Here is a 24413-nt window from a genome sequence, read left to right on the forward strand (position 1 = left end):
TCCGGCACGAAGGAGTCAACATGTTAGAAGATCTCAAACGCCAGGTATTAGAAGCCAACCTGGCGCTGCCAAAACACAACCTGGTCACGCTCACATGGGGCAACGTCAGCGCCGTTGATCGCGAGCGCGGCGTCTTTGTGATCAAACCTTCCGGCGTCGATTACAGCGTCATGACCGCTGACGATATGGTCGTGGTTAGCATCGAAACCGGTGAAGTGGTTGAAGGTACGAAAAAGCCCTCCTCCGACACGCCAACTCACCGGCTGCTCTATCAGGCATTCCCCTCCATTGGCGGCATTGTGCATACGCACTCGCGCCACGCCACCATCTGGGCGCAGGCGGGTCAGTCGATTCCAGCAACCGGCACCACCCACGCCGACTATTTCTACGGCACCATTCCCTGCACCCGCAAAATGACCGACGCAGAAATCAACGGCGAATATGAGTGGGAAACCGGTAACGTCATCGTAGAAACCTTTGAAAAACAGGGTATCGATGCAGCGCAAATGCCCGGCGTTCTGGTCCATTCCCACGGCCCGTTTGCATGGGGCAAAAATGCCGAAGATGCGGTGCATAACGCCATCGTGCTGGAAGAGGTCGCTTATATGGGGATATTCTGCCGTCAGTTAGCGCCGCAGTTACCGGATATGCAGCAAACGCTGCTGGATAAACACTATCTGCGTAAGCATGGCGCGAAGGCATATTACGGGCAGTAATGACTGTATAAAACCACAGCCAATCAAACGAAACCAGGCTATACTCAAGCCTGGTTTTTTGATGGATTTTCAGCGTGGCGCAGGCAGGTTTTATCTTAACCCGACACTGGCGGGACACCCCGCAAGGGACAGAAGTCTCCTTCTGGCTGGCGACGGACAACGGGCCGTTGCAGGTTACGCTTGCACCGCAAGAGTCCGTGGCGTTTATTCCCGCCGATCAGGTTCCCCGCGCTCAGCATATTTTGCAGGGTGAACAAGGCTTTCGCCTGACACCGCTGGCGTTAAAGGATTTTCACCGCCAGCCGGTGTATGGCCTTTACTGTCGCGCCCATCGCCAATTGATGAATTACGAAAAGCGCCTGCGTGAAGGTGGCGTTACCGTCTACGAGGCCGATGTGCGCCCGCCAGAACGCTATCTGATGGAGCGGTTTATCACCTCACCGGTGTGGGTCGAGGGTGATATGCACAATGGCACTATCGTTAATGCCCGTCTGAAACCGCATCCCGACTATCGTCCGCCGCTCAAGTGGGTTTCTATAGATATTGAAACCACCCGCCACGGTGAGCTGTACTGCATCGGCCTGGAAGGCTGCGGGCAGCGCATCGTTTATATGCTGGGGCCGGAGAATGGCGACGCCTCCTCGCTTGATTTCGAACTGGAATACGTCGCCAGCCGCCCGCAGTTGCTGGAAAAACTCAACGCCTGGTTTGCCAACTACGATCCTGATGTGATCATCGGTTGGAACGTGGTGCAGTTCGATCTGCGAATGCTGCAAAAACATGCCGAGCGTTACCGTCTTCCGCTGCGTCTTGGGCGCGATAATAGCGAGCTGGAGTGGCGCGAGCACGGCTTTAAAAACGGCGTCTTTTTTGCCCAGGCTAAAGGTCGGCTAATTATCGACGGTATCGAGGCGCTGAAATCCGCGTTCTGGAATTTCTCTTCATTCTCGCTGGAAACTGTCGCTCAGGAGCTATTAGGCGAAGGAAAATCTATCGATAACCCGTGGGATCGAATGGACGAAATTGACCGCCGTTTCGCCGAAGATAAACCTGCGCTGGCAACTTATAACCTGAAAGATTGCGAGCTGGTGACGCAGATCTTCCACAAAACTGAAATCATGCCATTTTTACTCGAACGAGCAACGGTGAACGGCCTGCCGGTGGATCGGCACGGCGGTTCGGTGGCAGCGTTTGGTCATCTCTATTTTCCGCGAATGCATCGCGCTGGTTATGTCGCGCCTAATCTCGGCGAAGTGCCACCGCACGCCAGCCCTGGCGGCTACGTGATGGATTCACGGCCAGGGCTTTATGATTCAGTGCTGGTGCTGGACTATAAAAGCCTGTACCCGTCGATCATCCGCACCTTTCTGATTGATCCCGTCGGGCTGGTTGAAGGCATGGCGCAACCTGATCCAGAGCACAGTACCGAAGGTTTTCTCGATGCCTGGTTCTCACGGGAGAAACATTGCCTGCCGGAGATTGTGACTAACATCTGGCACGGGCGCGATGAAGCCAAACGTCAGGGTAATAAGCCGCTTTCGCAGGCGCTGAAGATCATTATGAATGCCTTTTATGGCGTGCTCGGCACCACCGCCTGCCGCTTCTTCGATCCGCGCCTGGCATCGTCGATCACCATGCGTGGTCATCAGATCATGCGGCAAACCAAAGCATTGATTGAAACGCAGGGCTACGACGTTATCTACGGAGATACCGACTCGACTTTTGTCTGGCTAAAAGGTGCACATTCGGAAGAAGAGGCGGCGAAAATCGGTCGTGCACTGGTGCAGCACGTTAACGCCTGGTGGGCGGAAACGCTGCAAAAACAACGGCTGACCAGCGCATTAGAACTGGAGTATGAAACTCATTTCTGCCGTTTTCTTATGCCAACCATTCGCGGAGCTGATACCGGCAGTAAAAAGCGCTACGCCGGGCTGATTCAGGAGGGCGACAAGCAGCGGATGGTGTTTAAAGGACTGGAAACCGTGCGCACCGACTGGACGCCGCTGGCCCAGCAGTTTCAGCAGGAGCTGTACCTGCGTATCTTCCGCAACGAGCCATATCAGGAGTACGTCCGCCAAACCATCGACAAACTGATGGCGGGTGAACTGGATGCGCGACTGGTTTACCGTAAACGCCTTCGCCGTCCGCTGAGCGAGTATCAGCGTAATGTGCCGCCTCATGTACGCGCCGCTCGCCTTGCCGATGAAGAAAACCAAAAGCGCGGTCGCCCCTTGCAATATCAGAATCGCGGCACCATTAAGTACGTATGGACCACCAACGGCCCGGAGCCGCTGGACTACCAACGTTCACCACTGGATTACGAACACTATCTGACCCGCCAGCTACAACCCGTGGCGGAGGGAATACTCCCTTTTATTGAGGATAATTTTGCTACACTTATGACCGGGCAACTTGGGCTATTTTGAGCAAAAAAAAGAGTTCGCCAGATACCATTTTGATGCGTGACGAATGCTTTGCCATCCAGTACCATAGCGCCCTTTCCATTCCTGGACCTGAATAACACCACTACCTCATAAGCACGGTAGCGGGTGGTTATTGCCTGCAATTAAAGATATAGAGCCGAACACATATGCCTTTTACACTTGGTCAACGCTGGATCAGCGATACAGAAAGCGAATTGGGACTTGGAACCGTTGTCGCGGTGGATGCGCGAACTGTCACTTTACTTTTCCCATCTACTGGTGAAAACCGTCTGTACGCACGCAGTGATTCCCCCGTGACCCGCGTGATGTTCAACCCTGGTGATACTATTACCAGCCATGACGGCTGGCAGATGCAAGTCGAAGAAGTAAAAGAAGAAAATGGCTTGCTGACCTATATCGGTACTCGCCTGGATACTGAAGAGTCCGGCGTAGCCCTGCGTGAAGTTTTCCTTGATAGCAAACTGGTGTTCAGCAAACCGCAGGACCGTCTGTTTGCCGGGCAGATTGACCGTATGGACCGCTTTGCGCTGCGTTATCGCGCGCGTAAGTATTCCAGCGAACAGTTCCGTATGCCGTACAGCGGCCTGCGCGGTCAGCGTACCAGCCTGATTCCGCATCAGCTCAACATCGCTCATGATGTTGGTCGCCGCCACGCGCCGCGCGTCCTGCTGGCTGACGAAGTGGGTTTAGGGAAAACCATTGAAGCCGGGATGATCCTGCATCAGCAACTGCTCTCTGGCGCTGCTGAACGTGTGCTAATTATCGTCCCGGAAACCTTACAGCATCAGTGGCTGGTAGAAATGCTGCGCCGTTTCAACCTGCGCTTTGCGCTATTTGATGATGAGCGTTATGCCGAAGCTCAGCACGATGCTTACAACCCGTTTGACACCGAACAGCTGGTGATTTGCTCGCTGGATTTTGCCCGTCGTAGCAAACAGCGCCTGGAACATCTCTGTGAAGCCGAATGGGACCTGCTGGTGGTCGATGAAGCGCATCACCTGGTGTGGAGCGAAGATGCGCCAAGCCGTGAATATCAGGCCATTGAACAACTGGCAGAGCACGTGCCGGGCGTTCTGCTGCTGACCGCGACCCCGGAACAGCTGGGGATGGAAAGCCACTTCGCCCGTCTGCGTCTGCTGGACCCGAACCGTTTCCACGATTTTGCGCAGTTCGTTGAAGAGCAGAAAAATTATCGTCCGGTTGCGGACGCCGTTGCCATGCTGCTGGCAGGTAACAAACTGAGCAATGACGAACTGAACATGCTTGGCGAGATGATCGGCGAGCAGGATATCGAGCCGCTGTTGCAAGCAGCAAACAGCGACAGCGAAGATGCCCAGAGCGCCCGTCAGGAACTGGTTTCGATGCTGATGGATCGCCACGGCACCAGCCGCGTGCTGTTCCGTAACACCCGTAACGGTGTGAAAGGATTCCCGAAACGCGAGCTGCACACCATTAAGCTGCCGCTACCGACGCAGTATCAGACGGCTATTAAAGTCTCCGGCATTATGGGCGCACGTAAAAGTGCGGAAGATCGTGCTCGCGATATGCTCTACCCGGAGCGTATTTATCAGGAATTTGAAGGTGATAACGCCACCTGGTGGAACTTCGATCCGCGCGTTGAGTGGCTGATGGGCTACCTGACCAGCCATCGCTCTCAGAAAGTGCTGGTGATCTGCGCCAAAGCTGCCACTGCGCTGCAACTGGAGCAGGTACTGCGCGAACGTGAAGGTATTCGCGCTGCGGTGTTCCACGAAGGTATGTCGATTATCGAACGTGACCGCGCTGCCGCCTGGTTTGCCGAAGAAGACACCGGCGCACAGGTACTGCTGTGCTCAGAAATCGGTTCTGAAGGACGTAACTTCCAGTTCGCCAGCCACATGGTAATGTTTGACCTGCCATTCAACCCGGATCTGCTGGAGCAGCGTATTGGTCGTCTGGATCGTATCGGTCAGGCGCACGATATTCAGATCCATGTGCCTTATCTGGAAAAAACTGCTCAGTCGGTGCTGGTGCGCTGGTATCACGAAGGTCTGGATGCATTCGAGCACACCTGCCCGACCGGACGCACTATTTACGATAGCGTCTACAACGATCTGATTAACTATCTGGCTTCACCGGATCAAACCGAAGGCTTTGACGATCTGATCAAAAACTGCCGCGAGCAACATGAAGCGCTGAAAGCACAACTGGAACAGGGGCGTGATCGCCTGCTGGAAATCCACTCCAACGGTGGCGAAAAAGCCCAGGCACTGGCAGAAAGCATTGAAGAGCAGGATGACGATACCAACCTGATCGCCTTCGCCATGAACCTGTTCGATATTATCGGTATCAATCAGGACGATCGCGGCGACAACATGATCGTGCTGACGCCGTCCGATCATATGCTGGTGCCGGACTTCCCTGGCCTGTCGGAAGATGGCATCACCATCACCTTTGATCGTGAAGTGGCGCTGGCGCGTGAAGATGCTCAGTTTATTACCTGGGAACATCCGCTGATCCGCAACGGTCTGGATCTGATCCTTTCTGGCGATACCGGTAGCAGCACGATTTCACTGTTAAAAAACAAAGCGTTGCCGGTAGGTACGCTGTTGGTGGAACTGATTTACGTGGTCGAAGCCCAGGCGCCGAAGCAGTTGCAGCTCAACCGCTTCCTGCCACCGACGCCGGTACGTATGCTGCTGGATAAAAACGGCAACAACCTGGCGGCCCAGGTGGAGTTTGAAACCTTTAACCGCCAGCTTAACGCGGTTAACCGTCACACCGGCAGCAAACTGGTTAACGCCGTGCAGCAGGATGTTCACGCTATCCTTCAGCTGGGTGAAGCGCAGATCGAGAAATCTGCCCGTGCATTGATTGATGCCGCACGTAACGAAGCCGACGAAAAACTGTCTGCCGAGCTGTCTCGTCTGGAAGCGCTGCGCGCAGTGAACCCGAACATTCGTGACGACGAACTGACCGCCATTGAGAGCAACCGTCAGCAGGTAATGGAAAGCCTGGATCAGGCAGGTTGGCGTCTGGATGCCCTGCGTTTGATCGTTGTAACGCATCAGTAACGGAGCCGAAAATGGGGATGGAAAACTACAATCCACCGCAGGAACCCTGGTTGGTTATCCTGTATCAGGATGACCATATTATGGTGGTCAACAAGCCGAGCGGTTTGTTGTCGGTGCCGGGTCGTCTGGAAGAGCACAAAGACAGCGTGATGACGCGCATTCAGCGTGATTATCCGCAGGCAGAATCGGTGCATCGTCTGGATATGGCTACCAGCGGCGTGATTGTAGTGGCGCTGACCAAAGCCGCGGAGCGGGAGTTAAAACGCCAGTTCCGCGAGCGCGAGCCGAAAAAGCAGTATGTGGCCCGCGTCTGGGGGCATCCATCCCCCGCAGAAGGTCTGGTGGATCTGCCGCTGATTTGCGACTGGCCAAACCGCCCGAAACAGAAAGTCTGTTACGAAACGGGTAAACCTGCGCAGACGGAATATGAAGTGGTGGAGTATGCGGCGGATAACACGGCAAGAGTGGTGTTAAAACCGATTACCGGGCGTTCGCATCAATTGCGTGTGCATATGCTGGCGCTGGGGCATCCGATTCTCGGCGATCGTTTTTATGCATCACCAGAAGCGAGAGCGATGGCACCGCGTTTGTTGCTACATGCAGAGATGTTGACGATTACCCATCCGGCGTATGGCAATAGTATGACGTTTAAAGCGCCAGCGGATTTTTAATCGTCACGCTGGCGCAGTTCGGTAGGCGGATAAGGCGTTCACGCCGCATCCGGCAATTGTGCGCCGATTGCCTGATGCGACGCGGGCCGCGTCTTATCAGGCCTACAGTTTAAAACTTATTTAAACCCTTTCTGCTGCTTTATCAGCTCATATGCCTGCTGAATTTCCTGCGCTTTCTGCTTCGCCATCTCCATCATCTCAGGCGGCAAACCTTTCGCCACCAGCTTATCGGGATGGTGTTCACTCATCAGCTTACGGTAGGCACGTTTGATGGTGGTCGCATCATCCGTCGGCTTCACGCCCAGCACATTACAGGCATCTTCCAGCGTCGGGCCACGCTGCGCTTGCTGCCAGTTACCACCGCCAGATTGCTGCTGATAACCGCCGCCAAACTGTGCACCGCCCTGCATCATGCGCAAAAACTGGTCAAACTGGGCGCGGGAGATCCCTAATTCTTCAGCAATAACATACAGCACCGCCCGTTCATTCGGGTGCAGTGAACCATCAGCAAACGCCGCCTGAATCTGGATCTCCAGAAACATACGAATTAAGTCAAAACGACCAAAGCAGACACTGCGAAACTGGCGCATCTTTTCGCGCAGCGGGTAATTGTCTGATTTTCCCACCCGGAACGCATTTTGCGCCGCAGTACGGGAAGCGCCATGAAGATTCATTCGGTCCATCAACTGGCTGGCGATATGAATATCAGCCTCCGTGACGCGACCTTTGGATTTGGTTAAATGCCCCATCACTTCAAAAGTGGTGGCAAAAAACAGCGCCTGACGCTCACGCTGGTTGGCGAACCACGCCATTTTACGGCTACGGGCTTTATCAAACATATGGCCAATTAACAGGCCTAACACTACGCCCCAAAAGCCGCCGCCCATCAGTAAGGCCACGGCCACGCCAATGATTTTTCCCCAATACTGCATATATTCCCCAAATCGACACACGGATATCAGGGCTATCTCCCACAATATAAAGGTGCTTTTACCGTTTTCCGGCTGCGGTCAATTGTGGGACATCGCCTATAATTTGCATTATCATACCTGTCATTCAATGCCGTGCCTAACACCACTGACGCTATTCGGACAGGATTAACACTAGCGTAGAGATGACGAGTACGTTAGTCTCTGACCGTTTGTCACGCGCAACGTTACCGATGATGGAACAATAAAATCAACGTATGAAAAAACGTATCCCCACTCTCCTGGCCACCATGATTGCCACCGCCCTTTATAGTCAACAGGGACTGGCAGCCGACCTCGCCTCACAGTGCATGTTGGGCGTGCCAAGCTATGACCGTCCTCTGGTACAGGGCGATACCAATGACTTACCCGTGACTATCAATGCTGACCACGCGAAAGGGGACTACCCGGATGACGCCGTGTTTACTGGCAGCGTGGATATCATGCAGGGTAACAGCCGTCTGCAGGCCGACGAAGTGCAGCTCCATCAAAAAGAGGCACCAGGACAACCGGAGCCGGTACGTACCGTTGATGCGCTCGGTAATGTCCATTACGACGATAACCAGGTGATCCTCAAAGGGCCGAAAGGCTGGGCGAATCTGAACACCAAAGATACCAACGTCTGGGAAGGTGATTACCAGATGGTGGGTCGCCAGGGTCGCGGTAAAGCGGACCTGATGAAACAACGTGGCGAAAACCGCTATACCATTCTGGATAACGGTAGCTTTACCTCCTGTCTGCCGGGTTCTGACACCTGGAGCGTGGTAGGTAGCGAAATTATTCATGACCGCGAAGAACAAGTTGCGGAGATCTGGAACGCCCGCTTTAAGGTGGGTCCGGTACCGATCTTTTATAGCCCCTATTTGCAGTTGCCGGTGGGTGACAAACGTCGCTCTGGTTTCTTGATCCCGAACGCCAAGTACACCACCACCAACTACTTTGAGTTCTACCTGCCATATTACTGGAACATCGCGCCAAATATGGATGCCACCATCACGCCGCATTATATGCATCGTCGTGGCAACATCATGTGGGAGAACGAATTCCGCTACCTCTCCCAAGCGGGCGCTGGCTTGATGGAACTGGACTATCTGCCTTCAGATAAAGTCTATGAAGATGAACACCCGAACGATGACAGTTCACGTCGTTGGTTATTCTACTGGAACCACTCCGGGGTCATGGATCAGGTGTGGCGTTTCAACGTCGACTACACCAAGGTCAGCGATCCTAGCTACTTCAATGATTTCGATAACAAGTACGGTTCCAGTACTGACGGCTACGCAACGCAAAAATTCAGCGTTGGCTATGCGGTGCAAAACTTCAATGCCACCGTTTCAACCAAGCAGTTCCAGGTTTTCAGCGAACAGAACACCAGTAGCTACTCGGCAGAGCCGCAGTTAGACGTTAATTACTACCAGAATGATGTTGGTCCGTTTGATACGCGTATTTACGGCCAGGCAGTGCACTTTGTTAACACCAGAGACGACATGCCTGAAGCAACCCGTGTTCACCTGGAACCGACCATCAATTTGCCGCTCTCTAATAACTGGGGCAGCATCAATACCGAAGCGAAGTTGCTGGCAACCCATTATCAGCAAACCAATCTTGACTGGTATAACTCCAGAAACACGACCAAGCTGGACGAATCCGTTAACCGCGTAATGCCGCAATTCAAAGTTGACGGCAAAATGGTCTTTGAACGCGATATGGAAATGCTGGCTCCGGGTTATACCCAAACGCTGGAACCGCGCGCGCAGTATTTGTACGTGCCGTATCGCGATCAGAGCGACATCTATAACTACGACTCGTCTCTGCTGCAATCTGACTACTCTGGCCTGTTCCGGGACCGGACTTACGGCGGTCTTGACCGTATTGCCTCCGCTAACCAGGTGACGACCGGTGTCACATCTCGCATATATGATGATGCTGCCGTTGAACGTTTTAATATTTCCGTTGGTCAAATCTACTATTTCACGGAGTCTCGCACTGGCGATGACAACATAACATGGGAGAATGACGACAAAACGGGTTCACTGGTGTGGGCAGGCGATACTTACTGGCGTATCTCCGAGCGTTGGGGATTGCGTGGCGGGATTCAGTACGATACACGTCTGGATAACGTAGCGACCAGTAACTCCAGCATTGAATACCGTCGGGATGAAGACCGTCTGGTACAGCTGAATTACCGTTACGCCAGCCCGGAATATATTCAGGCTACGCTGCCTAAGTACTATTCCACTGCTGAGCAATATAAGAATGGTATTTCGCAGGTAGGTGCTGTCGCCAGCTGGCCAATTGCCGATCGTTGGTCCATTGTTGGGGCCTACTACTACGACACCAATGCGAACAAGCAAGCCGACTCTATGTTAGGTGTGCAATACAGCTCCTGCTGCTATGCAATTCGCGTCGGTTACGAGCGGAAGCTGAACGGTTGGGATAACGATAAACAACATGCGGTATATGACAACGCAATCGGCTTTAACATCGAACTTCGCGGCCTGAGCTCCAACTACGGTCTGGGTACGCAAGAGATGCTGCGTTCGAACATTCTGCCGTATCAAAACACTTTGTGATTTGTTGATTTACCACGTAATCCGCAGTGCGGTTAATTGAAATGGAAAAAGTATGAAGAACTGGAAAACGCTGCTTCTCGGTATCGCCATGATCGCGAATACCAGTTTCGCTGCCCCCCAGGTAGTCGATAAAGTCGCAGCCGTCGTCAATAACGGCGTCGTGCTGGAAAGCGACGTTGATGGATTAATGCAGTCGGTAAAACTGAACGCTGCTCAGGCAAGGCAGCAACTTCCTGATGACGCGACGCTACGCCACCAAATCATGGAACGTTTGATCATGGATCAAATCATCCTGCAGATGGGGCAGAAAATGGGAGTGAAAATCTCCGATGAGCAGCTGGATCAGGCGATTGCTAACATCGCGAAACAGAACAACATGACGCTGGATCAGATGCGCAGCCGTCTGGCTTACGATGGACTGAACTACAACACCTATCGTAACCAGATCCGCAAAGAGATGATTATCTCTGAAGTGCGTAACAACGAGGTGCGTCGTCGCATCACCATCCTGCCGCAGGAAGTCGAATCCCTGGCGCAGCAGGTGGGTAACCAAAACGACGCCAGCACTGAGCTGAACCTGAGCCACATCCTGATCCCGCTGCCGGAAAACCCGACCTCTGATCAGGTGAACGAAGCGGAAAGCCAGGCGCGCGCCATTGTCGATCAGGCGCGTAACGGCGCTGATTTCGGTAAGCTGGCGATTGCTCATTCTGCCGACCAGCAGGCGCTGAACGGCGGCCAGATGGGCTGGGGCCGTATTCAGGAGTTACCCGGGATCTTCGCCCAGGCATTAAGCACCGCGAAGAAAGGCGACATTGTTGGCCCGATTCGTTCCGGCGTTGGCTTCCATATTCTGAAAGTTAACGACCTGCGCGGCGAAAGCAAAAATATCTCGGTGACCGAAGTTCATGCTCGCCATATTCTGCTGAAACCGTCGCCGATCATGACTGACGAACAGGCCCGTGTGAAACTGGAACAGATTGCTGCTGATATCAAGAGTGGTAAAACGACTTTTGCTGCCGCAGCGAAAGAGTTCTCTCAGGATCCAGGCTCTGCTAACCAGGGCGGTGATCTCGGCTGGGCTACACCAGATATTTTCGATCCGGCCTTCCGTGACGCCCTGACTCGCCTGAACAAAGGTCAAATGAGTGCACCGGTTCACTCTTCATTCGGCTGGCATTTAATCGAACTGCTGGATACCCGTAATGTCGATAAAACCGACGCTGCGCAGAAAGATCGTGCATACCGCATGCTGATGAACCGTAAGTTCTCGGAAGAAGCAGCAAGCTGGATGCAGGAACAACGTGCCAGCGCCTACGTTAAAATCCTGAGCAACTAATGGTTAAAACCCAACGTGTTGTGATCACTCCCGGCGAGCCCGCCGGGATTGGCCCGGACTTAGTTGTCCAGCTTGCACAGCGTGAGTGGCCGGTCGAACTGGTTGTTTGTGCCGATGCCACTCTCCTTACCGACCGGGCAGCGATGCTCGGTTTGCCGCTCACCCTCCGCCCTTATTCCCCCAACTCCCCTGCACAACCGCAAACTACGGGCACATTAACGCTACTTCCTGTCGCGCTACGTGAATCTGTCACTGCGGGGCAGTTAGCGATTGAAAATGGACATTACGTGGTGGAGACGCTGGCGCGAGCGTGTGATGGCTGTCTGAACGGTGAATTTGCTGCGCTGATCACAGGCCCCGTGCATAAAGGCGTCATTAACGACGCAGGCATTCCGTTTACCGGTCATACCGAGTTTTTCGAAGAGCGTTCGCAGGCGAAAAAAGTGGTGATGATGCTGGCGACCGAAGAACTTCGCGTGGCGCTGGCAACGACGCATTTACCGCTGCGCGATATCGCAGATGCTATCACCCCTGCACTTTTGCACGAAGTGATTGCTATTTTGCATCACGATTTGCGTACAAAATTTGGTATTGCCGAACCGCGCATTCTGGTCTGCGGGCTGAATCCGCACGCGGGCGAAGGCGGTCATATGGGTACGGAAGAGATAGACACCATTATTCCGGTGCTCGACGAGCTGCGGGCGCAGGGGATGAAACTCAACGGGCCGCTGCCTGCCGATACCCTGTTTCAGCCGAAATATCTCGATAACGCCGACGCCGTGCTGGCGATGTACCACGATCAGGGTCTTCCCGTGCTAAAATACCAGGGCTTCGGGCGCGGTGTGAACATTACGCTGGGCCTGCCCTTTATTCGCACATCAGTGGACCACGGCACCGCGCTTGAACTGGCGGGACGTGGCGAAGCCGATGTCGGCAGTTTTATTACGGCGCTTAATCTCGCCATCAAAATGATTGTTAACACCCAATGAATAATCGAGTCCACCAGGGCCACTTAGCCCGTAAACGCTTCGGGCAAAACTTTCTCAACGATCAGTTCGTGATCGACAGCATTGTTTCTGCCATTAACCCGCAAAAGGGCCAGGCAATGGTCGAAATCGGCCCCGGTCTGGCGGCATTGACCGAGCCGGTCGGCGAACGTCTGGACCAGCTGACGGTCATCGAACTTGACCGCGATCTGGCGGCACGTCTGCAAACGCATCCATTCTTAGGCCCGAAACTGACGATTTATCAGCAGGATGCGATGACCTTTAACTTTGGCGAACTGGCCGAGAAAATGGGTCAGCCGCTGCGTGTTTTCGGCAACCTGCCTTATAACATCTCCACGCCGTTGATGTTCCATCTGTTTAGCTATACTGATGCCATTGCCGACATGCACTTTATGTTGCAAAAAGAGGTGGTGAATCGTCTAGTTGCAGGACCGAACAGCAAAGCGTATGGTCGATTAAGCGTCATGGCGCAATACTATTGCAACGTGATCCCGGTACTGGAAGTTCCGCCGTCAGCCTTTACACCACCACCCAAAGTGGATTCCGCCGTCGTGCGCCTGGTTCCTCATGCAACGATGCCTCACCCGGTTAAAGATGTTCGTGTGTTGAGCCGCATCACCACCGAAGCCTTTAACCAGCGTCGTAAAACCATTCGTAACAGCCTCGGCAACCTGTTTAGCGTCGAGGTGTTAACGGGAATGGGGATCGACCCGGCGATGCGAGCGGAAAATATCTCTGTCGCGCAATATTGCCAGATGGCGAACTATCTGGCGGAGAACGCGCCTTTGCAGGAGAGTTAACGATGATCAATTCGCCCCGAGTGTGTATTCAGGTTCAAAGCGTCTACATTGAGGCACAATCTTCACCTGATAATGAACGTTACGTTTTTGCTTATACCGTAACCATACGCAATCTGGGGCGAGCGCCAGTGCAGTTGTTGGGGCGTTACTGGCTGATCACCAATGGCAATGGCCGTGAAACCGAAGTCCAGGGCGAAGGAGTGGTTGGCGTCCAGCCACTTATCGCGCCTGGCGAAGAGTACCAGTACACCAGCGGTGCAATCATTGAAACCCCGCTGGGCACCATGCAGGGTCACTACGAAATGATCGATGAAAATGGCGTCCCTTTCAGCATCGACATTCCCGTATTCCGACTCGCCGTTCCCACACTCATTCATTAAAAGAATATGGCGACATACCTTATTGGCGACGTTCATGGTTGTTACGATGAACTGATCGCATTGCTGCATAAAGTAGAATTTACCCCTGGGAAAGATACCCTCTGGCTGACGGGCGATCTGGTCGCGCGCGGGCCGGGTTCGCTGGATGTTCTGCGCTATGTGAAATCCTTAGGCGACAGCGTACGTCTGGTGCTGGGCAATCACGATCTGCATCTGCTGGCGGTATTTGCCGGGATCAGCCGCAATAAACCGAAAGATCGCCTGACACCGCTGCTGGAAGCGCCGGATGCCGACGAGCTGCTTAACTGGCTGCGTCGCCAGCCTTTGCTGCAAATCGACGAAGAGAAAAAGTTGGTGATGGCCCACGCAGGGATCACGCCGCAGTGGGATCTACAGACCGCCAAAGAGTGCGCGCGCGATGTAGAAGCGGTGCTATCGAGTGACTCCTATCCCTTCTTTCTCGACGCTATGTACGGCGATATGCCAAATAACTGGTCACCGGAATTGCGGGGGCTGGGAAGACTGCGTTTTATCACCAACGCCTTTACCCGTATGCGTTTTTGCTTTCCAAACGGTCAACTGGATATGTACAGCAAAGAATCGCCGGAAGAAGCCCCTGCCCCACTGAAACCGTGGTTTGCGATTCCTGGCCCTGTCGCTGAAGAATACAGCATCGCCTTTGGTCACTGGGCATCGCTGGAAGGCAAAGGTACGCCGGAAGGTATTTACGCGCTGGATACCGGCTGCTGCTGGGGTGGGTCATTAACCTGCCTGCGCTGGGAAGATAAGCAGTATTTTGTCCAGCCGTCGAACCGGCATAAGGATTTGGGTGAGGGAGAGGCGGTCGCGTCTTAACGAATTACCATTCAGGGAGGAATAATGGCTGACTATTTTGAAATACGTGCTGATTACAATCAGCACACCATCACGATTTATCAGGCTTACAATGATGCAATCGCTGACGTCGCCGTACGTGACGGGCGATTTGGCGCACCTTTTTCATTCAACCGCATGACCTGGATTAAACCCTCTTTTATGTGGATGATGGAGCGTAGCAACTGGGGACTGAAAAAAGATCAACAACACATTCTCGCAATCCGAATCAAACGCACCTTCTTTGATACATTGCTGGAACAAGCGGTGCTAACCACGCCGGAAGCCCATGTGTATCCACATGCAGGAATTTGGGAAACGTTATTTGCACAAGCAAATGTGTATGTTCAGTGGGACCCAGAACGCAGCATAAATGGTAAAAAACTGGAGCACCGATCATTACAGCTTGGTATTTCTCGTAACTTGATCAGTCAATTTAACGAAGACGCGATTGTTGCTATTGATGATCTGACGCCGCTGGTGCGAAAGTGTCATAACCTTTTGATAAACGGCAAAACAACACAGGCGAAATCCTTCCTGCCGCCAGAAAAAATTTACCCAGTTAGTGCAGCAGCGAGAAAGGCTTTGGGAATGAAAAATTCCTGAGACAAATACGCACCTATTAAGCGGAAAATATCTAAGTGCGACAAATCAACACCGGGCTTAATACCAGAGAAATTATTCTGGAAATGATTGACGAAGCAGATGACCCCCCGTTTGCTGAGCAGCGGACCTGGCATCGCAGGCGAATCGCTTTTCTATGTGATTGCATCAGCGTTGCTGTCGACTACGGCTTCTTCTGTTCTGTCTCTCAGCAGTCAATAATGAACATAACCAAGATGGCTGAAGATGTATGGATAACAGAAAGTAAAACGACCCAACTCATTGATATTTGGCAACAACTTAAACAGCTTTATCCGCCAGAAACTATTCCCTACGCCCAGAAGTTACCCACTAAGGAATTGCTTGAACTGCTACTTTCTAGTCCTGACGATCTTCGAATAATTGAAATTCCTGACATCATCGGTGATGTTTTTGATGACCAAACCTGGATTCGATTATTCAAAAAACACTTTGCTGATGTTATTCAGCTACGATGTGATGTGTAACAATCCAAAATATATCGCCAGACGATAGACCAAAAAGAAAGTATTTAGCAGATACTCAACATTCTGACTTCTGTACAGAAATAGCAGAGTTTAAAAACTTAAAACTTCCGGTACTCATCAGAGAAACATCCAGTTTCTTCTGCAAATTCATTTAATGCCGAGATGGCATCCTCGTTTACTTCATTCCACTGTAGAGTGGCTTGAAGGTTTAGACCTACGCAATGAGCGCGACTCACAAAATCGCGCTCACTGGTAAAATCAAACGTCTTATCGTTCAATTTGTAGTCCTGGCAAAAAATTACCGCCGCTCCAGAATCTCAAAGCAATAGCTGTGAGAGTTCTGCGCATCAGCATCGTGGAATTCGCTGAATACCGATTCCCAGTCATCCGGCTCGTAATCCGGGAAATGGGTGTCGCCTTCCACTTCTGCGTCGATATGCGTCAGATACAGTTTCTGCGCTTTTGGCAGGAACTGCTCATAAACGCGACCGCCGCCAATCACCATGATTTCTGGTACGTCACCACACGCCGCGATGGCTTCATCCACCGATTTCACCCACGTTACGCGATCGTCCGTACCCGGTTGACTGCTGAGGATAATATTTTTGCGTCCTGGCAACGGACGACCGATGGATTCCCAGGTATGGCGGCCCATAATCACGGGTTTATTTAAGGTGTTGCGTTTAAACCAGGCGAGATCGGCAGGCAGGTTCCACGGCATGGCGTTTTCCATGCCGATAACACGATCTACCGCTAACGCCGCAATCAGACTAATCATTGATTTATCCTGGATATAAAAAATTGTCGCCACTATACGTAAAGCATAAACCGTCGTCGACTGGCGCAAGGATGATGTTGAGTAAAATTTTACGTTCTGCTGGCGAGTCCACGCTCTCCCACTGGACTCGCCACATTACAATGAAACAAAAACAAACAGTTAGCTGTAAAGTGTGATTTACGTCACTCTTTATTAGGATGAGGGTTTCGTTTCCGGTTCATCCGCCATGTTGCCGGTATGTTTCCCTTCTTCGGTTCCCTGCCAGCCATGTCGTTGAATTAATGACAGATGTTCGCGGTCTTCGGTAATGATCTCACTTAACATCGCGCTGGTGCGTTTATAGACCGCTGCGCGGGCTTTGGTGTCGTTCTCAACCATTGCCATCTCTTCCACCATCTGAATATTAAAGCGGCGGAACACATCGGCACGTTCTCGCGCTTCATACGGCCCCAGACCTAAACTTTCCAGTGCCAGACGCCCGGTTTTCAGCGCACCTTCGAAGGTTTCACGCTCCGGCTTTTCAACGCCTGCCTGATGCAAACGAATGTAGTGGTCGACATCGCGGGCGCGGGCAATAATCTGCAAATGCGGGAAATGTTCTTTCACCATCTCCGTCAGTTGCAGGTTGGTTTGCGGATCATCAATAGCATTAATCAGCACTTCCGCTTTCGCCGCTCCGGCAGATTCCAGTAAATCCATCCGCGTTGCATCGCCATAAAACACTTTCATACCAAATTTACGCAGCGTTTCGATATGGTCCGGATCGTGATCGAGCACCACCATTTTCACCCCGCTGGAGAGCAGTAAACGTCCGGTAATCTGCCCAAAACGACCGAATCCGGCGATAATCACGCGCGGCTGTTCTTCATCGATCTCATCGGCTTCACGCGCTTCTTCAGTAGAAGATTGCTCAAGGCGATTGAGGATCACCAGCAGAATCGGCGTTGCCGCCATCGACAACGCCACCGCCAGAGTCAGCGATTTCGCCCACTCCGGCTCCAGCACATTCGCCATTTGCGCCGCACCAAATACCACAAAGGCAAACTCACTGCCCTGCCCTAACAGCACCGCAAACCAGCGACGCTGTTTATTTGGCACCTGCAACGGTCGGGCAATCAGCCACAGCATGGCGATTTTGATGATGAGGAAACCGAGCAGCAAAATGACAATGCGCAATGGGTTTTCAAGCAGCGTGCCAAAGTCTATCGACATGCCAACACCGATGAAAAACAGCCCCAGCAGCAAACCTTTAAATGGTTCGATATCACTCTCCAGCGCATGACGGTATTCCGAGCTTGCCAGCAGTACGCCCGCCAGAAACGCGCCCATCGCCATCGACAAGCCGACCTCTTCCAGCAGCAAACCAAAGCCAAACACGAGGAATAACGCCACGGCACTAAACACTTCCCGCAAGCCAGAGCGGGCAACAAAACGCAGCGCCGGACGCGTGACATAGCGCCCCAGCAGTACCACCAGCACCAGCGCGCCCGCCACTTTTAACGCCGAGAGAGCAAATGCGCCCATCGTCGTCGAGGCACTGCTCGCTGCCAGTAGCGGGATCATCGCCACCAGCGGGATCGCCGCGATATCCTGGAACAGCAGCACCGCAAAAGCACTGCGGCCCATTTGCGTCACCATCAGATTGCGTTCATTCATCGCCTGCATGGCAATCGCCGTTGATGAGAGCGCCAGCGTCATGCCGATCAATTCCGCGACCTGCCAGCGCAGCCCAAGTAACATACAGAACAGCCCCAGCAGGCCGCCGCAAATCACCATCTGCAATGCGCCACCGCCGAACACTGCCGCACGCAGCTTCCACAGCCTTTGTGGATCGAGTTCGAGGCCGATAATAAACAGCATCAGCACCACGCCAATCTCGGCAAAGTGCAGAATAGATTCGGCATCGGTCACCAGTCGCAGCCCCCACGGGCCAATAATGCAGCCGGCGATCAGGTAGCCAAGTACCGATCCCAGACCAAGACGTACCGCAATGGGTACAATCAGCGCCGCCGAACCGAGGTAGATCAGCGCCTGAACCAGCGTATGGCTATCCATGATGGGCCTCCTGCCATTCCAGCAGACGTTGCTTATAGCGACGCGCCTGCCCTTCGAGGGTTTCGTCGTCACAAATAAAGGTACAGTGCATGGCAAACGGTGGCAGCCAGTTCAGCCCGCAGTAGATTGCCGTCGCCTGTAGCGGCTGCGACAGCACATCAAAACCCGGATGCGCACCAATTTCAAAATGGCTTTCCCCGCCGCCGGTCGTCACCGCCCACAGCAAATGTTTGCCATGCAGCGCCGTGCCGCCATGACCGTAAGCCCAGCCGTGGGAGAAAACTTTATCGATCCAAAGTTTGAGGAGCGGAGGAATGCTGTACCACTGCATCGGGTGCTGCCAGACAATCAGATCGGCGCGAGACAGCGCCTCCTGCTCGGCGGCAATATCGATATTGAAGTCAGGATAGAGTTGATAAAGAGAGCGAATTTCGACGCCTTCCAGCGTCCTTGCCTGTTCAAGCATCCGTTTATTCGCATGGGAATGATGCGGATACGGATGCGCATAAATTATAAGAATCATAGGTAGCCCGCGTGATTACGCCTTTGTTTTCCCACAAAGTGTAGTCATATATTCACGCGGCTTATAGTCAATAATATTGATTCAGAAAAGAGAGAAATCTGAACAAATTACCCCATTCTCTGCCCGCGGATCGTCATATTGCTGGTCTGCGCCAGTGACATCCCTCGAGTCTCCGGGGCAAACGCTACGGAAATCAACAAGCCAAACAGCGAGATACCCGCCCCCATTAGCATCGTGTTACTGATACCGTAATTATTGATAAAGATCGGCAGTGCCCAGGTCGAAACAATGGTGCCAATACGACTTAAGGACATAATCACGCCCACGGCAGAGGCGCGGATATCTGTCGGGAAGAGTTCATTAGGATAGAGCCACTGCAAATTACCCGGCCCGCCAGAGAAAAAGGCATACACCGCAAAGGCCATCACTACCAGCCAGATCCCCATATCCGGGATCAGCCCCAAAACCGCCAGCGCCAGCGTCATCATGGCAAAGCTGCCAATCAACAATGGACGCCGTCCGGCAGTGTTTAACCACAGCATCGGCGGAATACAGCCGAGCATAAAGAACAGGCTAATCACCACGTTCCCCAGCGCCGCGTTTTTGCCAACACCCAATCCCAACAAACCAACGATTTGCGGGCCAAAGGTGTAAATGGCGAACATTGGGATCACCTGGCAGGTCCAGATGGCGGCAACAAACAGAACAAAAGGAAAATGGCGGCGATTAAACAGATCGCGAAAACGGGTTTGCTGCGGCTGCTCTTCATCGAAAGCCACCGGTTCGCCAAACAGTTTTATCATCATCTCTTCGCACTCTTTTACTCGCCCTTTGCGTAATAACCAGCGGGGAGATTCAGGCAGTTCGAATCGACCAATCAAAATCAACAAACAGGGGATCGCCGCGCTACCCAGCATCCAGCGCCAGCCGCCTTCCACATCATAAAGCCAGTAGCCGACCAGATCGGCGCAGGTCGCGCCGACATACCACATGGCGGCGATAAAGCTGATGGAAAATGCCCGCTGACGGGTACTGGAGAACTCGGTGATCATTGAGGTGGCGATGGGATAATCTGCACCGATGACAATGCCGATAAGTACCCGCATCACCAACAGTTCGACGGGGGATGAAACAAACATCGTCGCCACCGATATCACGCCGATGGCGATGATATCAATGAGGAACATTTTTCGCCGTCCGACTTTATCGGAAATATAGCCAAACAGCGATGTGCCAACGAACAGCCCGGCGAGCGTTCCCGCGCCCAACAAGCCAATCCAGTCAGCGTCCAGTTTTAGCGCCGGAGTCAGTTGCTCCAGCGCCACGCCAATCATTACCAGTACATAACCATCCAGAAACGGACCACCGCTTCCCCACAGCAAAATGCGGCGGTGAATTGAGGAGAATTTGAGATCGTCAAAGTTTCTGGACGGTTGCATGGGTTATTCCTGTTTTTTTGCAATGAGAGTCAGTACGGCGTTACGTATCAAACCAACATCAGCCGTAACGGAACTCCACACCAAAGGTGCCGCGCGGGTATTCCCACTGTTCCAGCGCCGACCCCAGCCCCAGAATGCGACAGGTGCCGCACTCCAGACATCCGGCGTAATCGAAGCGCACACTGCCGTCATCCTGCTTCTTGTACAGACCTGCGGGGCACGCTTTCACCAGCAGCTCCAGCGCCTGTTTATCAGCATCGGCCTTCACAACAATGTGCGGATGCTCTTCATCGACATTGAATTTATTGACGCCCAGTTTGACGTCCACATTGACGGGAGAAGTCATAAAACGGTCACTCCTTTCATGCCATCCTTGATTAGATTGATGAAGCCCACTTTCTTGCCATGGCGGAGGATTTTCTTGCGCATCAGTTCCGGCGCGCTGCCATCAATGGTGAACAGGTCACGCGCCACACCCACCGCCAGCTCCGGGTAGCCGCTAAACATGCGTGGGTTATCAAGGAACGCCGGTAGTTTCTGATACATACGCATATCGCGCAGCGGACCACTCTCAAGATGCTGACGATATTCCGCCAGTTTTTGCTTACTGAAATCGTCGCTTTTCATCGCTGAAAGCACGGTTTTTGCTGCGGCTTCCCCGGCGGCAATCGCCAGATCCATACCGCGAATGGTAAAACCGAGATTCATACACATTCCGGCGGCATCACCGGCAATCAATACGCCGTCACCAACCAACTCCGGCAGCATGTTGATGCCTGCTTCCGGCACTACGTGAGCGGAATATTCCACCAGCTTGCCGCCCGCGATCAGCGGTGCCACTGCCGGATGCTGTTTGAAATCTTCCAGCATTTGCGGCACCGATTTTTTTGCGTCATGCAGATGATGCAGACCACAAACCAGCCCCAGCGACAGGGTATTTTCATTGGTATAAAGGAAGCCGCCGCCCATCAGGCCATCGGTGGGTGATCCCGCAAACAGACAAGCCGCGCCCTGATTACCCTGCAACTGAAAACGGTCTTCGATTACCGACTTCGGTAACTCGATCAGTTCCTTCACGCCAACCGCCACATCCGTCGGTTTAACGCGTTTTGCCATCCCCAGCTTTTCGGCAAGGATGGAGTTCACTCCATCAGCAAGGATCACCGTTTTCGCTTCAATCACATCGCCATCGGCTTCTACACCGACGACTTTGCCATCGCGCTGTACGAGGTTATCGACGCGGATCCCGGTAATTAACTGCGCGCCCGCTTCTTCGGCCTGCTCCATCAGCCAGGCATCAAATTTACTGCGCAAAACGGAGTAAGAACGCAGGGATGGCGAGGTTTCGTCACCATTGCAGTAGTCCATAGTCATCGCTGACTTTTCCGTCATAAACGCGAGTTTTTCATGGGTGATCAGGCGTTCTACGGGGGCGGAGTCGGCGAAACCAGGAATAATGTGTTCCAGGCTGTGGGCATAGAGACGCCCGCCGGTGACGTTCTTGGCACCTGCGGAATTGCCACGCTCGATAACTAACACTTGCGCCCCTTCGCGGGCGAGCACCAGTGCGGCAACCGAACCGGCAAGCCCAGCACCGACGATGATGGCGTCAAAGATATCTTCGGACATAAGAGCTCCCTGTCAGCGGCAGGGCCAAAATGCAGCCCTGCCAGAGTGGATCAACGCGCTAAAGCTGCGGTCAGCGCCGGAAGGATCTTCACGGCGTCACCAACAATGCCGTAATCCGCGTACTGGAAGATCGGCGCATTTTTATCTTTATTGATGGCGAAAATGGTTTGCGATGCATTAGCACCAACCATGTGCTGAATCTGCCCGGAGATCCCCACCGCCAGGTACAGTTCAGGTTTCAGCATCAGGTTGGAGATACCGACATAGCGTTCGTGCTCCATCCATTTTTCGTTTTCCGCCACCGGACGAGAACAGGCCAACTCCGCACCTATCGCCTTGCAAAGCTGTTCTGCCAGCGCAATGTTCTCTTTGCTGCCAATACCGCGACCGACGCTGACCACCAGACGGGCTTTGTCGAGATCGACGCTGTTGCTCTGGCGCGCCTGGGTTGCCGTGCGGGTAATCGCCACAGCCGGAGCCTGCCACTCCACGGTGTGCGTTTCGCCAGTGCGTGACGCGTCTGGCTGAGCCGCATCGAACGTGCCGCTGCTGATGGTCAGTACCGCATACGGCGTGGCAATGCGTTCTTCGCCAATCGCCAGACCACCGTAAACCATGTGTTTCACTGTCGCTTTACCGTCCTGTACGCTGACGGTGCTGGCATCGTTAGACACCGCCGCTTTAAGGCGATAACCCAGTTTTGCCGCCAGTAATTTGCCGCGACGGGTGTTTGGCAGCAGCACCAGGCCGTCTGCGCCGTGCTGGCGAATAGTGTCAGCCATGACACCGGCGTAATCTTCGATCATCCGATCGTCCGGTTTGCCGTTTAATTTCCAGACATGATTAGCGCCGAGCTGGATTGCCTGTACGCCGTCGGCATCATTGAGGACAAAGGTGTTGATTTGATTAGCTAAAGCCTGCGCACCGTTCATCAGTTCCGGCAGACGAGAAGGGGTATCGCTGAATACCCAGACTTGAGAAAACGTGTTCATAGCATCCCCTGTAATTAAATGACTTTGCGAAGATTTTCAGCAAATGCGGCGATCTGTTCTTCGCCGTCGCCTTCAATCACGATGCGCTGACGTTCGCGCTGTTTCGGCGCGGCAACCTGTTGTTCTGACCAGGCTGCCTCTGCGTTAAAACCAATATCCGCCGCCGACCATACCTGGACGGGCTTTTTCGCCGCGCCGAGAATGGCTTTCATCGAAGGAATTTGTGGGGAGTTGATATCAGTGGAAACAGCAACAACCGCAGGCAGCGGAATGCTTAAGGTTTCGGTTTCATCTTCCAGTTCGCGCTCAACGGTGAGGGTATCTGCAGTCAGGGAGATAATTTTGCTGACGCCGTTAACTGCCGGAATATTGAGGATTTCGCCCACCAGCAGACCAACCTGCTGGGCATAAAGGTCGGAAGAACCATCGCCACAGAGGATCAAATCAAAGCCTGCTTTCTGGGCGGCTGCAGCCAGTGCGCTCGCCGTTTGTTGCGGCAGTGCCTGCTCGAACTGGTCATCAATCACCACAATCAGTTCATCCGGGCCGCGCGATAGCACATCTTTACGCCCTTTGGCGTTGGTCAGGGCTTTACCGCCCACACTTAAGGCCGTCACCTGCGCCTCTGCTGCCTGTTGCTTTAGCTGGCAAGCCGCTTCAATAGCGTTCAGATCGTATTGGCTTATTTTGGCATCGGCTTTGCTGAAGTCTAATGAACCATCAGCATTATTGACCGCAATATCCTGTTCATCAGGCACGCACTTATAGCAAGTAATAATCTTCATTGCATCTCCAGAAATCATGAAGGAAACGTCGTTCATATCGGTGGTGTTAATTACAGATATCACGCCCTTTAATTTGGAAATAAAACTTTAATCACCAATATTGAAAATGTCACACGCAGATAAATCCAACTTTCAATATTGTTAAGTTCCTCACCAATATTGAAAACATGGCGTAGCAAAAAGAAATTTTCAATATTGCTTTATGGATCACCAATATTGAAAGTCAGATGCTATTTTTTTACTCACAACACAACATAACAAACTGATTAATAATCAAAA

The 24413-nt window shown here is 52.9% G+C and carries 22 protein-coding genes; 12 read left to right on the plus strand and 10 right to left on the minus strand.

What is annotated here, in order from left to right; genetic code table 11:
• Positions 1-20: 20 nt before the first annotated feature.
• The 4 genes from araD to rluA all read left to right on the plus strand — a co-directional run bounded on the left by araD (position 21) and on the right by rluA (position 6884).
• Positions 21-716 carry an L-ribulose-5-phosphate 4-epimerase gene (gene araD, locus FTE26_RS12260; RefSeq protein ID WP_000888666.1) on the plus strand — a complete coding sequence of 232 codons (696 nt, stop codon included), beginning with the start codon at positions 21-23 and terminating at the stop codon, positions 714-716.
• Between the two features lie 74 nt (positions 717-790).
• Positions 791-3142 carry a DNA polymerase II gene (gene polB / locus FTE26_RS12265; RefSeq protein ID WP_000035675.1) on the plus strand — a complete coding sequence of 784 codons (2352 nt, stop codon included), beginning with the start codon at positions 791-793 and terminating at the stop codon, positions 3140-3142.
• Between the two features lie 164 nt (positions 3143-3306).
• Positions 3307-6213, plus strand: coding sequence for an RNA polymerase-associated protein RapA (rapA, locus tag FTE26_RS12270; RefSeq protein ID WP_001117011.1), 2907 nt, complete (start codon positions 3307-3309; stop codon positions 6211-6213).
• A gap of 11 nt (positions 6214-6224) precedes the next feature.
• Positions 6225-6884 (plus strand): bifunctional tRNA pseudouridine(32) synthase/23S rRNA pseudouridine(746) synthase RluA, encoded by a 660-nt coding sequence (gene rluA, locus FTE26_RS12275; protein ID WP_000525176.1) that lies wholly within the window; start codon positions 6225-6227, stop codon positions 6882-6884.
• A gap of 116 nt (positions 6885-7000) precedes the next feature.
• On the opposite strand, the gene djlA is transcribed toward rluA, so the two are convergent.
• The gene (gene djlA / locus FTE26_RS12280; RefSeq protein WP_001200573.1) at positions 7001-7816 is read right to left on the minus strand and encodes a co-chaperone DjlA; all 816 of its coding nucleotides are present in this window, start codon (positions 7814-7816) and stop codon (positions 7001-7003) included.
• 254 nt (positions 7817-8070) lie between these two features.
• On the opposite strand from djlA, the gene lptD reads away from it, so the two are divergent.
• The 8 genes from lptD to FTE26_RS12320 are packed head-to-tail and all read left to right on the plus strand — an operon-like array spanning position 8071 to position 15933.
• Positions 8071-10425 carry an LPS assembly protein LptD gene (gene lptD / locus FTE26_RS12285; protein ID WP_000746151.1) on the plus strand — a complete coding sequence of 785 codons (2355 nt, stop codon included), beginning with the start codon at positions 8071-8073 and terminating at the stop codon, positions 10423-10425.
• A gap of 52 nt (positions 10426-10477) precedes the next feature.
• Positions 10478-11764, plus strand: a complete 1287-nt coding sequence (gene surA / locus FTE26_RS12290) for a peptidylprolyl isomerase SurA (protein WP_000800457.1) — start codon at positions 10478-10480, stop codon at positions 11762-11764.
• Positions 11764-12753, plus strand: coding sequence for a 4-hydroxythreonine-4-phosphate dehydrogenase PdxA (gene pdxA / locus FTE26_RS12295; RefSeq protein WP_000241259.1), 990 nt, complete (start codon positions 11764-11766; stop codon positions 12751-12753). The genes surA and pdxA overlap by 1 nt, the downstream gene beginning before the upstream one ends.
• A complete protein-coding gene (rsmA, locus tag FTE26_RS12300; protein ID WP_001065381.1) occupies positions 12750-13571 on the plus strand; it encodes a 16S rRNA (adenine(1518)-N(6)/adenine(1519)-N(6))-dimethyltransferase RsmA in 822 nt (273 codons plus the stop codon). Before pdxA ends, rsmA begins: the two co-directional genes overlap by 4 nt.
• 2 nt (positions 13572-13573) lie before the next feature.
• Positions 13574-13951 carry a Co2+/Mg2+ efflux protein ApaG gene (gene apaG, locus FTE26_RS12305; RefSeq protein ID WP_000610901.1) on the plus strand — a complete coding sequence of 126 codons (378 nt, stop codon included), beginning with the start codon at positions 13574-13576 and terminating at the stop codon, positions 13949-13951.
• A gap of 6 nt (positions 13952-13957) precedes the next feature.
• The gene (gene apaH, locus FTE26_RS12310) at positions 13958-14806 is read left to right on the plus strand and encodes a bis(5'-nucleosyl)-tetraphosphatase (symmetrical) ApaH (RefSeq protein WP_000257187.1); all 849 of its coding nucleotides are present in this window, start codon (positions 13958-13960) and stop codon (positions 14804-14806) included.
• Between the two features lie 24 nt (positions 14807-14830).
• Positions 14831-15430, plus strand: a complete 600-nt coding sequence (locus FTE26_RS12315) for a DUF4291 domain-containing protein (RefSeq protein WP_000796358.1) — start codon at positions 14831-14833, stop codon at positions 15428-15430.
• 35 nt (positions 15431-15465) lie between these two features.
• A complete protein-coding gene (locus FTE26_RS12320) occupies positions 15466-15933 on the plus strand; it encodes a hypothetical protein (RefSeq protein WP_001248982.1) in 468 nt (155 codons plus the stop codon).
• 98 nt (positions 15934-16031) lie between these two features.
• On the opposite strand, the gene FTE26_RS12325 is transcribed toward FTE26_RS12320, so the two are convergent.
• From FTE26_RS12325 to FTE26_RS12365, 9 genes are all read right to left on the minus strand, one after another.
• Entirely contained in the window at positions 16032-16169 is a 138-nt protein-coding gene (locus FTE26_RS12325) for a type II toxin-antitoxin system CcdA family antitoxin (RefSeq protein WP_009453545.1), read from the minus strand.
• A gap of 62 nt (positions 16170-16231) precedes the next feature.
• The gene (gene folA / locus FTE26_RS12330) at positions 16232-16711 is read right to left on the minus strand and encodes a type 3 dihydrofolate reductase (RefSeq protein WP_000624375.1); all 480 of its coding nucleotides are present in this window, start codon (positions 16709-16711) and stop codon (positions 16232-16234) included.
• A gap of 192 nt (positions 16712-16903) precedes the next feature.
• Positions 16904-18766 (minus strand): glutathione-regulated potassium-efflux system protein KefC, encoded by a 1863-nt coding sequence (kefC, locus tag FTE26_RS12335; protein WP_000377190.1) that lies wholly within the window; start codon positions 18764-18766, stop codon positions 16904-16906.
• A complete protein-coding gene (gene kefF, locus FTE26_RS12340; protein ID WP_000600727.1) occupies positions 18759-19289 on the minus strand; it encodes a glutathione-regulated potassium-efflux system oxidoreductase KefF in 531 nt (176 codons plus the stop codon). Before kefF ends, kefC begins: the two co-directional genes overlap by 8 nt.
• A 107-nt stretch (positions 19290-19396) precedes the next feature.
• Positions 19397-20728 carry an MFS transporter gene (locus FTE26_RS12345; RefSeq protein WP_001183198.1) on the minus strand — a complete coding sequence of 444 codons (1332 nt, stop codon included), beginning with the start codon at positions 20726-20728 and terminating at the stop codon, positions 19397-19399.
• A gap of 58 nt (positions 20729-20786) precedes the next feature.
• On the minus strand, positions 20787-21074 hold the full coding sequence (fixX, locus tag FTE26_RS12350; protein WP_000203741.1) for a ferredoxin-like protein FixX: 288 nt from the start codon (positions 21072-21074) through the stop codon (positions 20787-20789).
• On the minus strand, positions 21071-22357 hold the full coding sequence (locus FTE26_RS12355; protein WP_001287704.1) for an FAD-dependent oxidoreductase: 1287 nt from the start codon (positions 22355-22357) through the stop codon (positions 21071-21073). Before FTE26_RS12355 ends, fixX begins: the two co-directional genes overlap by 4 nt.
• A gap of 50 nt (positions 22358-22407) precedes the next feature.
• A complete protein-coding gene (locus tag FTE26_RS12360; RefSeq protein WP_001091528.1) occupies positions 22408-23349 on the minus strand; it encodes an electron transfer flavoprotein subunit alpha/FixB family protein in 942 nt (313 codons plus the stop codon).
• Positions 23350-23363: 14 nt separating this feature from the next.
• Complete coding sequence (locus FTE26_RS12365) at positions 23364-24134, minus strand: electron transfer flavoprotein FixA (RefSeq protein ID WP_000692204.1); 771 nt, start codon at positions 24132-24134, stop codon at positions 23364-23366.
• Between the last annotated feature and the right edge of the window lie 279 nt (positions 24135-24413).

The sequence above is a fragment of the Escherichia sp. S10b genome, from assembly GCF_028421345.1.
GTDB lineage: Bacteria > Pseudomonadota > Gammaproteobacteria > Enterobacterales > Enterobacteriaceae > ECMA0423.

What these genes read in the sequence shown, in the direction of transcription:
- araD (WP_000888666.1), top strand. Translation starts at nt 21, where the DNA reads ATGTTAGAAGATCTCAAACGCCAGGTATTAGAAGCCAACCTGGCGCTG.
- rapA (WP_001117011.1), top strand. Translation starts at nt 3,307, where the DNA reads ATGCCTTTTACACTTGGTCAACGCTGGATCAGCGATACAGAAAGCGAA.
- rluA (WP_000525176.1), top strand. Translation starts at nt 6,225, where the DNA reads ATGGGGATGGAAAACTACAATCCACCGCAGGAACCCTGGTTGGTTATC.
- djlA (WP_001200573.1), bottom strand. Translation starts at nt 7,816, where the DNA reads ATGCAGTATTGGGGAAAAATCATTGGCGTGGCCGTGGCCTTACTGATG.
- lptD (WP_000746151.1), top strand. Translation starts at nt 8,071, where the DNA reads ATGAAAAAACGTATCCCCACTCTCCTGGCCACCATGATTGCCACCGCC.
- surA (WP_000800457.1), top strand. Translation starts at nt 10,478, where the DNA reads ATGAAGAACTGGAAAACGCTGCTTCTCGGTATCGCCATGATCGCGAAT.
- pdxA (WP_000241259.1), top strand. Translation starts at nt 11,764, where the DNA reads ATGGTTAAAACCCAACGTGTTGTGATCACTCCCGGCGAGCCCGCCGGG.
- rsmA (WP_001065381.1), top strand. Translation starts at nt 12,750, where the DNA reads ATGAATAATCGAGTCCACCAGGGCCACTTAGCCCGTAAACGCTTCGGG.
- apaG (WP_000610901.1), top strand. Translation starts at nt 13,574, where the DNA reads ATGATCAATTCGCCCCGAGTGTGTATTCAGGTTCAAAGCGTCTACATT.
- apaH (WP_000257187.1), top strand. Translation starts at nt 13,958, where the DNA reads ATGGCGACATACCTTATTGGCGACGTTCATGGTTGTTACGATGAACTG.
- FTE26_RS12315 (WP_000796358.1), top strand. Translation starts at nt 14,831, where the DNA reads ATGGCTGACTATTTTGAAATACGTGCTGATTACAATCAGCACACCATC.
- folA (WP_000624375.1), bottom strand. Translation starts at nt 16,711, where the DNA reads ATGATTAGTCTGATTGCGGCGTTAGCGGTAGATCGTGTTATCGGCATG.
- kefC (WP_000377190.1), bottom strand. Translation starts at nt 18,766, where the DNA reads ATGGATAGCCATACGCTGGTTCAGGCGCTGATCTACCTCGGTTCGGCG.
- kefF (WP_000600727.1), bottom strand. Translation starts at nt 19,289, where the DNA reads ATGATTCTTATAATTTATGCGCATCCGTATCCGCATCATTCCCATGCG.
- FTE26_RS12345 (WP_001183198.1), bottom strand. Translation starts at nt 20,728, where the DNA reads ATGCAACCGTCCAGAAACTTTGACGATCTCAAATTCTCCTCAATTCAC.
- fixX (WP_000203741.1), bottom strand. Translation starts at nt 21,074, where the DNA reads ATGACTTCTCCCGTCAATGTGGACGTCAAACTGGGCGTCAATAAATTC.
- FTE26_RS12355 (WP_001287704.1), bottom strand. Translation starts at nt 22,357, where the DNA reads ATGTCCGAAGATATCTTTGACGCCATCATCGTCGGTGCTGGGCTTGCC.
- FTE26_RS12360 (WP_001091528.1), bottom strand. Translation starts at nt 23,349, where the DNA reads ATGAACACGTTTTCTCAAGTCTGGGTATTCAGCGATACCCCTTCTCGT.
- FTE26_RS12365 (WP_000692204.1), bottom strand. Translation starts at nt 24,134, where the DNA reads ATGAAGATTATTACTTGCTATAAGTGCGTGCCTGATGAACAGGATATT.